Raw genomic sequence first — 10,018 nt, forward strand, 5'->3', positions numbered from 1 at the left:
GTGTATAGCAGCTTAACCAGTCTCAATGCCTTCAAAACAAAATCTGACGCCATTGCAGCCGTAAATGCTGTTTATGCCAGGTTAAAAGGGCCCGCAGTAGGCGATAACTTTGATTATTGGACGGTAAGGCATTTTGCCCTGACCGATTTAACAACTGATGTTGGGCATTGTAGCAAAGGAGGAGATCCAGGGCAACTTTCAAACGTGCAGTGGAATTCAGCAAATGGACTGATTGCTGAAGATTGGAGACAGATCTATAAATTGATTTCGAACGCCAATAACGCAATTTATAATCTCTCTAAAATGACTGCCATAACAGCCGAAGAAAAAAGCCAGTTTCTATCAGAGATTAAGTTTTTAAGGGCTGTAGCTTATATGGATTTAACCGATGCATGGGGCCCTGTAGTTTTAGCCACAGAAAAAGATTTAGAAAATCCAAAGTATACCGAAGCAGCCGCTTTAACACCACTTGACCAGATCGAAGCTTTTTTAATAAACGATTTACAAGGGATTGCTTCAACTCTGCCAGTTAATTATGCCAATAATAAATTCTATTCTGCTAATGATGTTGGCCGTGCCACAAAAGGTGCTGCGCTTAGCTTGTTGGCTAAATTGTACCTGCGCCAGCACCAATGGCAAAAAGTACTTGATGTAACCAAACAGGTAATGGATTTAAAGGTTTATTCACTTTTTCCAAGTTATGAAGGACTTTTTGCTGAAAGTAATCAATGGTGTTCAGAAAATATTTTCTCAGTATTAAGCGATGCAAATGTTAACGGAACGGAACTGTTGAACCACTTTGGTCCAGAAGAGCATCCTGTTTTAACCGATAGGTGGCAATATTATGCTGTAACCTGGGATTTTTACAACAGTTTTGACGATGCAGATGACCGGAAAAAACTTTTCTTCCCTGAATATCTGGGTGTTGATAAACTAATACACAAGCAAGCGCCCTCGCTTGGAGCAACCCCTCCGGCAGGTACTCTTTATATGCAGGATGTGGCTACGGCAAAGTATGCAGACCCTAAAGGTGCAAATACCTATTACGATGGGCATAGTGTTAACATTCTCCGCTATGCAGATGTGTTATTAAGTAGAGCCGAAGCGATAAATGAATTAAGTGGCCCTAATGCTGAGTGTATAGATCTTATTAACCAGGTAAAAGGAAGATCACATGCTAAACTATTGGTAGCTGCAAACTATACCCAAACCACACTTAAAGATGCACTTTTGCAGGAACGTGGCTGGGAATTATTTTATGAAGGAAAAAGAAGAGCCGATTTAATGCGGTTTGGCAAGTATGAGGCTGTTGTAAATGGATATTTAAAGCGTACCAGCCAAACACCAACGGTTGTGATGCCACGGGATCAATTTTTCCCATATCCTTTAAACCAGGTGAATATAAATCCAAATTTAAATAACGCTGGCAGACAATAATTTCATAATTTATTATGCTCAAAAAGAATATGTAGTTTTAACTGCATATTCTTTTTTATTTAAAAACTATCGCATCCAACCTTTTAATATTTTCAATTTTATGAAGTGCTTTTTAAAACTCGTCGTTTTACTGCTAATGTTTACTTTTTATGGATGTTATACGGGCGATAGCATCAAAGAAATAAAGGTAGGACTGCATAACAACAATGTATTAAAAATACAGATCGATGTAATTGCTAATTCGGCTTTAGATGCCTATGTAGAATACTGGCCTAACAAACTTGCCGATGCTAAAAAAGAAAGTACTGTGCTATCTAAAAATAAAAGCAATCACAAATTTGTACTGTGCAATATTATTCCCCAAACAAGTTATAGCTACCAAATTATTACCGTAAAAAACGGAGCAAAGAAAACGAGTAAAGCTTATACATTTGTTTCTAACGATTTACCGGAATGGCTTAAAGACCAGTTTAAAGCAAAAAGTGCCGATGATAAACTAATTCCTAAAGAACTTAAGAACGGATTAATTCTGGTTAATAAGCGGTATGCACCAGGAATGGCCTATCTCGTAGACTATAAGGGTAGATTGAGGTGGTACCATATGGTTGATAATGTAGGTTTCAAAGTAATCAATTTTACAAAAGACAAAACCTTACTTTCTATTTTGGGTGGCAATGATGAGCCAACAAGCTACGGTAGCCAGATATTGGAGATCAATTTAGAAGGAGATACTATTTTACACTTAAAAAAAGGCCAGGGAGATTTTAAACAGACCATTCACCACGAAATTTTAAAAAACCAAAAAGGGGCGTTAGTTACACTTTTTGTTGATCAGAAAATAACCGATTTGAGCCACATAGGTGGGAGTAAACAGGATACTATAAATGGAGATGGTATCTTGGTGATGGATAAAAAAGGAAAACAGATCTGGAAATGGAGCGTATTCGATAGTCTTGATCCTTTTAGTGATAAGGCTTTATTAAAAACAAAGAAAGATTGGATGCATGCCAATAGCTTAAACTACGATAAAGACGGGAACTACATCATTTCTTTTTACAACAACGGGCAAATTTGGAAAATTGATGCCAAAACAGGTAAGGTAATCTGGAAATTTGGCAAGGGAGGTAACATCAAAATGCCAGCCAATACCAATTTTTCGCAAGCGCATGCCGTACACATCAATGCAGAAGGTAATTTAATGTTTTTTGATAACGGAATAGAAAAACATCGGTCAGGAGCTTATGCTTTTAAGCTAAATGAGCAGACGCAAAGTGCAAGTTTAAATATGCATATTCAGCTGCCTCCTCAGATCTATAACGACCGCATGGGGAGCGCTTACATGATTAATAAGGATAACATATTATGCTGCAGTTCTAAAAGACATATTGTTGTACTCACTGATAGAAAAGGTGTATTATTGTGGACAATGGAAGCTTCTGTACCCGCATATAGAGGGATATTTGTAACTTCGGAGCAATTAAGTCCTTATCTTAAACCTTAACACATGAAAAAAACTTTACCGTTCATTTTTACAATTTTAATAATGCTGTCTTTTTCGGCCTGTAAAAAAGGCGACATTAAAACCTTAAACAGTATTGGTTATGGATCATCATTTGGCATGTGTGTAGGCTATTGTTCCAATAATTTACTCATTAGCGACCTGAAACTTACTTTTTCTAAATCAAAAAACGGGCAAACAGCTGACACCAAAACCTGTAGCAAAACAATCTCCGAAGCTGATATAAACGCAATCAAAAAAGAATTGAATTTGGAGAAGATTTCGGCCCTGCCAGAAGTAATTGGCTGCCCTGATTGTGCTGATGGAGGTGCAGAGTGGATTGCTATTAATGCCGATGGCAAACAGTATAAAATTACTTACGAGTATGGTAAAGCACCAAAAGAATTAGAAGCTGCAGTTGCACAGTTGAAGGTTCTGAAAGATAGTTTTAAGGATTGTAATTAAGACTTAGCTTTTATCACCTTGCTTTAATAATAGCACTTCTGATTTCGGTTCCTTCAAAGTTTATTCGTTTATCCCGTGTGCTTACCAGTTCGGAGAGCTCATATACATTTCTATACCCATAGCCATATAGATTAATATAAGTAGGAATATTTAAGGCCAATGAAATTGGGGCTATTTTTTTCTTTATTAAAACAGGCACAACTACTTTACTGGCAAAATTTGCCTGATCATCTATAAAATTATTATTGCAATAAATTAATATTTTGGCATCCGCATTTGGTATAATCCTTAACAGGTTTTGTTGTGTGAAATCAGAAAAATTTAGATGAATGGCACCCTTAACATGTTTGCGTTTAAATAGACTATCAGAACGTGTATCTAAGATAATGGTGCCTTTCTCTTCAGCCATTTTTAAAAATGTTGGTAAATCTACTAGCTTACCTTTACGATGGGCTTTAACCTCGGGTATGAGCTTTTCGTAAGCATCAAAATCTACATTAGCCTTTCTTTTAATAGTTGACGAAGTTTGTGCATTACATAGGCATGCAATGTTACAGAACACGATCGTGATGATTTTTATTTTCATTTTTCGAACCTTTAAAAGATTAATTAATTTCCACCTAAAATAATTGGCGCGCTTTTGCCATTACCCATAATAATAACTTTGGTGTTGGCCGATTTTGCAATTTCTTTTTGTGCCAATATCGATTCGTATTGGAGCTGGCGATCGCTTAAGCCTGTTGAAAGGATCCGTTGGTAATCGGCAATTCCTTGTGCTTCTACTCTTTTCCGTTCGGCTTCCTGGCGTTCTTTTTGAAGTACAAAAGTCATCTTTTGCGCATCTTGTTCTGCATTTATTTTCGATTCGATACTTGCTTTTACCGATGCAGGCAAGGTAATATTGCGCACTAAAAGCTGTTCTAATTCTAAACCTCTTTTCGCAAAACTTTTATTTATAGTTGCAAATATTTTAGCTTGAAATTCGTCCCGTTTGCTTGAATATAAAGCTACGGCATCATACGAAACTGCATTATCTCTTATTGCGGTTCTGGAAACTGGGCGAACAATTTTCTGCAGATAATCTGTCCCGATTTCCCGGAGTATATTTGGCGCTGAACTTGCCTTAACCCGAAATAGTACAGAAAGGTCTATCACTACTTCCAAGCCATCGGCAGATAATACCCGAAGTGCGTCATCACCTTCTTTATTCCCTTCATCATGAACACCAGACATGGTGTAGTTTTGAGTTTTAACATCAAAAGGTGTAACCTCAGCAATTGGGTTAATTACATTTAAACCGCTGTATAAAACTTCGTTGTCTACTTTTCCAAAAACGGTTTTAACGCCAACTTCACCAGCATCAATAACTTTAAACATAGAGAAAGATAAGCCGATAATGACCAGTACTACACCAATAATTTTGGTGATATTGCTGTAGCGGCCAATAACGTTATTTTGGTTTGATACCGCAAAACCAACAAAAATGATAATAATTCCAACGATACTTAAGAACATATAATTTAGATTTTTATTAAAGATAGGTATTTAATGCAACCTTTTATGGAATTAAAGCATGTGTGGTTTTAGGCTTTTTAAAGCATATAGAAATGGGCTGGGGAAAATTAGAACGTTAATAGAATCGGTTTACTTTGCTAACTAAACCCGATATACGTGGAAAGCGAATTCTTCACGAGCTTGTAACATTGGCGGGGCCGAACCCAGCCTAAGAATTGCTGAAACTGCTTTCCAAATAACAGTTTATAATTATGGAATGATGCTAAGAGGGCCCGAATATTATGGCGAGAAAGATTGCTTCACGCCATCGCCATTTCTTCCGCTTCGGTTCGCAATGACGATGATCAGAAAGAAAATTTGCAACTCCTTAATCTTCAACTGAAAACTGATAATTGCCAACTGAAAACTTTTTACGCTAACCCCTTGATTTTTAAAAAGAATTGTTCTACTTTTGCAGTCCGTTTTATGGGCTATCTGCAAGGATGCCGGGGGAGCGGTAAATTTTTTAATAAAAAAACATAAAAAAGCACAATGCCAACCATTCAACAATTAGTTAGAAAAGGTAGAGTAGCACTGGAGTTCAAGAGTAAGTCTCCAGCGTTGGACAGCTGTCCACAGCGAAGAGGTGTATGTACACGTGTGTACACCACTACCCCTAAAAAACCAAACTCAGCAATGCGTAAAGTAGCCCGTGTTCGTTTAACGAACGGTAAAGAGGTGAATGCTTACATTCCTGGGGAAGGTCACAACTTACAGGAGCACTCAATCGTATTGATCCGTGGTGGTCGTGTTAAAGATTTACCAGGTGTACGTTACCACATTATCCGTGGTGCATTAGATACATCAGGTGTAGCTGGTCGTAACCAACGTCGTTCTAAATATGGTACTAAACGTCCTAAACCAGGACAGGTAGTTGCGGCACCAACAAAAGGTAAAAAGAAATAATCGGGAGGAAATAAGAAATGAGAAAGTCAAAACCAAAAAAGAGAATTATTCTTCCTGATCCAAAATTTAATGATGTTCAGGTAACTCGTTTTGTAAACAATATGATGTACGATGGAAAAAAATCTATCGCTTATTCAATTTTTTACGATGCTGTTGAAATTGCTGAGAAAAAAGCAGGTGAAAACGGTTTAGAGATCTTTAAACGTGCTTTAACTAACATTATGCCAGCTGTAGAGGTTAAATCTCGTCGTGTTGGTGGTGCTAACTTCCAGGTTCCAACTGAGGTTAGACCAGAGCGTAAAACAGCTTTAGGTATGAAATGGTTAATTTTATATGCTCGTAAACGTGGCGAAAAAACCATGAAAGAGAAATTAGCTGGTGAAATCGTAGCTGCTGCTAAAGGTGAAGGTGCTGCTGTTAAGAAGAAAGAAGATACGCACAAAATGGCTGAGGCTAACAAAGCGTTCTCTCACTTCAGATTCTAATTTAGAATTAACAGATTAGTAAGATTACACAGATTTAATTAGAAGATTATACTGATTAGATAAATTACACCGATTTGTTTTAACATAATCGGTGTAATCATTTAAAATCAGATAAATCAAAAACATAACATGGCAAGAGATTTAAAATTTACAAGAAATATTGGAATCGCGGCTCACATTGATGCAGGTAAAACTACAACAACCGAGCGTATTCTTTATTATGCTGGTGTAAGTCATAAAATTGGTGAAGTGCACGAAGGTGCTGCAACAATGGACTGGATGGCACAAGAGCAAGAGCGTGGTATCACGATCACTTCTGCTGCAACTACGGTTGAGTGGAAATACAGAGGTCAGGCTTACCACATGAACATTATCGATACACCAGGACACGTGGATTTTACCGTAGAGGTAAACCGTTCGTTACGTGTATTAGATGGTTTAGTGTTCTTGTTTTCTGCAGTTGATGGTGTTGAGCCTCAATCAGAAACCAACTGGCGTTTGGCTAACAACTATAATGTTGCCCGTATCGGTTTCGTTAACAAAATGGACCGTTCTGGAGCAGACTTCTTAAAAGTTGTTAAACAAGTTAAAGATATGTTAGGTAGTAATGCAGTTCCATTGCAATTACCTATCGGTGCTGAAGACGGATTTAAAGGTGTGGTTGATTTGATCAACAACCGTGGTATCGTTTGGAATGAGCATGATAAAGGTATGACCTTTACTGAAGTGCCAATCCCAGAAGATATGTTAGATGAGGTTGCTGAGTGGAGAGAGAAATTATTAGAATCAGTTGCTGATTATGATGAGTCTTTAATGGAGAAATTCTTTGAAGATCCAAACTCAATCACTGAGCGCGAAATTTTAGATGCTTTACGTGCAGCTGTTTTAGATGCTAAAATCGTTCCTATGGTTTGTGGTTCATCTTTCAAAAACAAAGGTGTTCAAACCATGTTGGATTACGTGATGGAATTATTGCCTTCACCTCTTGATTCAGAAGGTGTAACAGGTACTAACCCAGATACAGGTGCTGAAGTTTTATTAAAACCAAGCATTAATGAGCCATTTGCAGCTTTAGCATTTAAAATTGCAACTGACCCATTCGTAGGCCGTTTATGTTTTATCCGTGTTTATTCGGGTAACTTAGAAGCTGGTTCTTACGTGTATAACACACGTTCAGAAAGTAAAGAGCGTATTTCTCGTATCTTCCAAATGCATGCTAACAAGCAAAACCCTGTGCCTAATGTGGCTGCTGGTGATATTGCTGCGGTAGTAGGATTTAAAGATATCAAAACTGGTGATACACTTTGTGAAGAGAAAAACCCAATCATTCTTGAGTCTATGAACTTCCCTGAGCCAGTTATCGGTTTAGCTATTGAGCCTAAAACTCAAGCTGATGTTGATAAATTAGGTATGGGCTTAGCTAAATTAGCTGAAGAAGATCCTACATTCAGAGTTCAAACTGATCAGGAAACTGGTCAAACGGTTATCTCTGGTATGGGTGAGTTACACTTAGATATTTTAATTGACCGTTTAAAACGCGAATTTAAAGTAGAGGTTAACCAAGGTGCGCCGCAAGTAGCTTACAAAGAAGCAATTTTTGGTACGACTCAACACCGTGAAACTTATAAAAAACAATCTGGTGGTCGTGGTAAATTTGCCGATATCCAAGTTATTATTTCACCAATTGATGCTGATTTTGAAAAAGGTGGTTTACAGTTCGTAAACGAAATTACAGGTGGTTCAATTCCACGTGAGTTTATCCCTTCAGTAGAAAAAGGATTTGCTGCTGCAATGGCTAATGGTGTATTAGCTGGTTATCCGCTTCCTGATATGAAAGTACGTTTGATTGATGGTTCATTCCACGCAGTCGATTCAGATGCTTTATCATTCGAGCTTGCTGCCCGTATGGCATATCGTGAAGCTTTACCTAAATGTAAACCTACTTTGATGGAGCCAATCATGAAAATCGAAATCTTAACCCCTGAAGAAAACATGGGTGATGTTATCGGTGATATGAACCGTCGTCGTGGTCAATTATTAGGTATGGATACCCGTAATGGATCTCAAGTAATTAAAGCTACTGTGCCGCTTTCTGAAATGTTTGGTTATGTAACGCAGTTACGTACAATCACTTCAGGCCGTGCAACTTCTACAATGGAATTTGACCACTATGAAGCTGCGCCTAAAAACGTACAGGATGAAGTAGTTGCTAAATCTAAAGGAAGAGTAAAATCTGAAGACTAATTAGTATTAAGATAAAGGTATCAAGTATCAAGATGGATTATCAGTCTTGATACCCGATACTAAATACTTGCTACTAAAAAGATAAATCCGGTTTCTGTTGTTAATAGCTCTAACAGGAAACCACAATTAAAAATAAGATGAGCCAAAGAATCAGAATTAAATTAAAATCTTACGATTACAACTTAGTAGATAAATCTGCTGAGAAAATCGTAAAAACTGTTAAGCCTACGGGTGCAGTTGTAAGTGGACCAATTCCACTTCCTACAGAGAAAAAAATCTTTACTGTTTTACGTTCTCCACACGTAAACAAAAAAGCTAGAGAGCAGTTCCAATTATGCGCTTACAAACGTTTATTGGATATTTATAGCTCTAACTCTAAAACAGTTGATGCTTTAATGAAACTTGAATTACCTAGCGGTGTTGAAGTTGAAATCAAAGTTTAATTGATTTTAAAAGAACAGAAAAGGTCTCGATGCAAGTCGAGGCCTTTTTTTATGCATTCAAATTTCAAAACAAAAGCAACGTTAGCTGGTTGTACTGATATGGCTAAGGAAGATAAAACGCACCAAGGATTACCAGTTGAAGGACAGGATTTTGCGGATCCTAAAGAAAAATTGAAAGAAAACCCCTCTTCACATGGGGAAGTGGCCAATCAAAAAGGCGGTGATTTTTCTGAACTGGAAGAAAGCAGAATGGAAAATCCGCCAAAGCATCGTGATGAAAATGGATCGACCAAAGATGATTTGGATAGTAGCACAGAGATAGATCAAAGTAAAGGTGTACAGTAGCCGCAAATGGATGCTAGGGTTCGGTTAAAGAGACAATAGGCTGCGATTTATATATTAATGTCGGAAGTAAACTTTTTTATTGTACCAATTGTTTAAATAAGAGGTATCTACAAAAAAAATGGCTATGGAAATGAATGAAAATAAAAATGTCGATCCTAATTCGGAGATTAACCGGAATGAGGAGGGTATTGAATGGGATAATGGAGAGGCTACTTATGGACATAAACGTGCCGATTTTAAGCGTAAAGATCAGCCAGATGAGTCGCATTTATTGAAAACAGAAAATGATCCTACACACGCCGTAAATGAAAATTTAAATAATTCGAATTTAAGTCAGGGTGAAGACATTGGAAACAGAAACAAGAATAACGAGAAAGGTTTGATGGGAAAAGATTTATAATCCAATTATAAAGAGATTATCCATACAGAATAATCCCTTTATAAAATTTATGCATTTTCCGGTAGATGGAAATTAATTAGGATTCCACAACTGAAATGCGTTAATCAAGAAGCAAATGCTCTTAAATCGTTAGTCTCTGATTTTTTTAGTTAATCTTTGTCGCGAATCCTACAGCGCTGCAAATTTCAAGAACTTATCGCCAATTTACAAGACGTCCTGCATTAATATATTGATATATGTC

11 protein-coding genes are annotated in these 10,018 nt (G+C 37.2%); 9 read left to right on the top strand and 2 right to left on the bottom strand.

Going from position 1 to position 10,018, the window contains the following annotated elements; translation table 11 throughout:
• From AC1DPQ_RS07605 to AC1DPQ_RS07615, 3 genes are all read left to right on the top strand, one after another.
• A partial coding sequence (locus tag AC1DPQ_RS07605) for a RagB/SusD family nutrient uptake outer membrane protein (RefSeq protein ID WP_477608650.1) occupies positions 1–1,437 on the top strand: 1,437 nt, incomplete at its 5' end.
• 100 nt (positions 1,438–1,537) lie between these two features.
• Positions 1,538–2,938, top strand: a complete 1,401-nt coding sequence (locus AC1DPQ_RS07610; protein WP_477608652.1) for an aryl-sulfate sulfotransferase — start codon at positions 1,538–1,540, stop codon at positions 2,936–2,938.
• A gap of 3 nt (positions 2,939–2,941) precedes the next feature.
• Positions 2,942–3,400, top strand: coding sequence for a hypothetical protein (locus AC1DPQ_RS07615; RefSeq protein WP_477579654.1), 459 nt, complete (start codon positions 2,942–2,944; stop codon positions 3,398–3,400).
• 13 nt (positions 3,401–3,413) lie between these two features.
• On the opposite strand, the gene AC1DPQ_RS07620 is transcribed toward AC1DPQ_RS07615, so the two are convergent.
• Both AC1DPQ_RS07620 and AC1DPQ_RS07625 read right to left on the bottom strand, forming a co-directional pair.
• Positions 3,414–3,986, bottom strand: coding sequence for a rhodanese-like domain-containing protein (locus AC1DPQ_RS07620; RefSeq protein ID WP_477579652.1), 573 nt, complete (start codon positions 3,984–3,986; stop codon positions 3,414–3,416).
• Positions 3,987–4,009: 23 nt separating this feature from the next.
• A complete protein-coding gene (locus AC1DPQ_RS07625) occupies positions 4,010–4,915 on the bottom strand; it encodes a prohibitin family protein (protein WP_477579650.1) in 906 nt (301 codons plus the stop codon).
• A 531-nt stretch (positions 4,916–5,446) separates the two neighbouring features.
• On the opposite strand from AC1DPQ_RS07625, the gene rpsL reads away from it, so the two are divergent.
• The 6 genes from rpsL (at position 5,447) to AC1DPQ_RS07655 (ending at position 9,777) form a co-directional block, all read left to right on the top strand.
• Positions 5,447–5,860: a 30S ribosomal protein S12 gene (gene rpsL / locus AC1DPQ_RS07630; RefSeq protein WP_029278631.1), complete on the top strand. Its 414-nt coding sequence runs from the start codon at positions 5,447–5,449 to the stop codon at positions 5,858–5,860.
• Between the two features lie 17 nt (positions 5,861–5,877).
• The gene (rpsG, locus tag AC1DPQ_RS07635; RefSeq protein WP_029278632.1) at positions 5,878–6,345 is read left to right on the top strand and encodes a 30S ribosomal protein S7; all 468 of its coding nucleotides are present in this window, start codon (positions 5,878–5,880) and stop codon (positions 6,343–6,345) included.
• A gap of 129 nt (positions 6,346–6,474) precedes the next feature.
• Entirely contained in the window at positions 6,475–8,589 is a 2,115-nt protein-coding gene (gene fusA / locus AC1DPQ_RS07640) for an elongation factor G (protein ID WP_029278633.1), read from the top strand.
• Between the two features lie 137 nt (positions 8,590–8,726).
• Positions 8,727–9,032 carry a 30S ribosomal protein S10 gene (rpsJ, locus tag AC1DPQ_RS07645; RefSeq protein WP_008244591.1) on the top strand — a complete coding sequence of 102 codons (306 nt, stop codon included), beginning with the start codon at positions 8,727–8,729 and terminating at the stop codon, positions 9,030–9,032.
• A gap of 51 nt (positions 9,033–9,083) precedes the next feature.
• Positions 9,084–9,377 carry a hypothetical protein gene (locus AC1DPQ_RS07650; RefSeq protein ID WP_477608654.1) on the top strand — a complete coding sequence of 98 codons (294 nt, stop codon included), beginning with the start codon at positions 9,084–9,086 and terminating at the stop codon, positions 9,375–9,377.
• A gap of 124 nt (positions 9,378–9,501) precedes the next feature.
• Positions 9,502–9,777 (top strand): hypothetical protein, encoded by a 276-nt coding sequence (locus AC1DPQ_RS07655; RefSeq protein WP_477586376.1) that lies wholly within the window; start codon positions 9,502–9,504, stop codon positions 9,775–9,777.
• Positions 9,778–10,018: the final 241 nt, after the last annotated feature.

The sequence above is a fragment of the Pedobacter sp. 01T416_2 genome (assembly GCF_056398925.1).

Excerpts from the sequence above, each read along its gene's own strand:
- AC1DPQ_RS07610 (WP_477608652.1), top strand. The coding sequence starts at position 1,538 with ATGAAGTGCTTTTTAAAACTCGTCGTTTTACTGCTAATGTTTACTTTT.
- AC1DPQ_RS07620 (WP_477579652.1), bottom strand. The coding sequence starts at position 3,986 with ATGAAAATAAAAATCATCACGATCGTGTTCTGTAACATTGCATGCCTA.
- AC1DPQ_RS07615 (WP_477579654.1), top strand. The coding sequence starts at position 2,942 with ATGAAAAAAACTTTACCGTTCATTTTTACAATTTTAATAATGCTGTCT.
- AC1DPQ_RS07655 (WP_477586376.1), top strand. The coding sequence starts at position 9,502 with ATGGAAATGAATGAAAATAAAAATGTCGATCCTAATTCGGAGATTAAC.
- AC1DPQ_RS07650 (WP_477608654.1), top strand. The coding sequence starts at position 9,084 with ATGCATTCAAATTTCAAAACAAAAGCAACGTTAGCTGGTTGTACTGAT.
- rpsJ (WP_008244591.1), top strand. The coding sequence starts at position 8,727 with ATGAGCCAAAGAATCAGAATTAAATTAAAATCTTACGATTACAACTTA.
- rpsG (WP_029278632.1), top strand. The coding sequence starts at position 5,878 with ATGAGAAAGTCAAAACCAAAAAAGAGAATTATTCTTCCTGATCCAAAA.
- fusA (WP_029278633.1), top strand. The coding sequence starts at position 6,475 with ATGGCAAGAGATTTAAAATTTACAAGAAATATTGGAATCGCGGCTCAC.
- rpsL (WP_029278631.1), top strand. The coding sequence starts at position 5,447 with ATGCCAACCATTCAACAATTAGTTAGAAAAGGTAGAGTAGCACTGGAG.
- AC1DPQ_RS07625 (WP_477579650.1), bottom strand. The coding sequence starts at position 4,915 with ATGTTCTTAAGTATCGTTGGAATTATTATCATTTTTGTTGGTTTTGCG.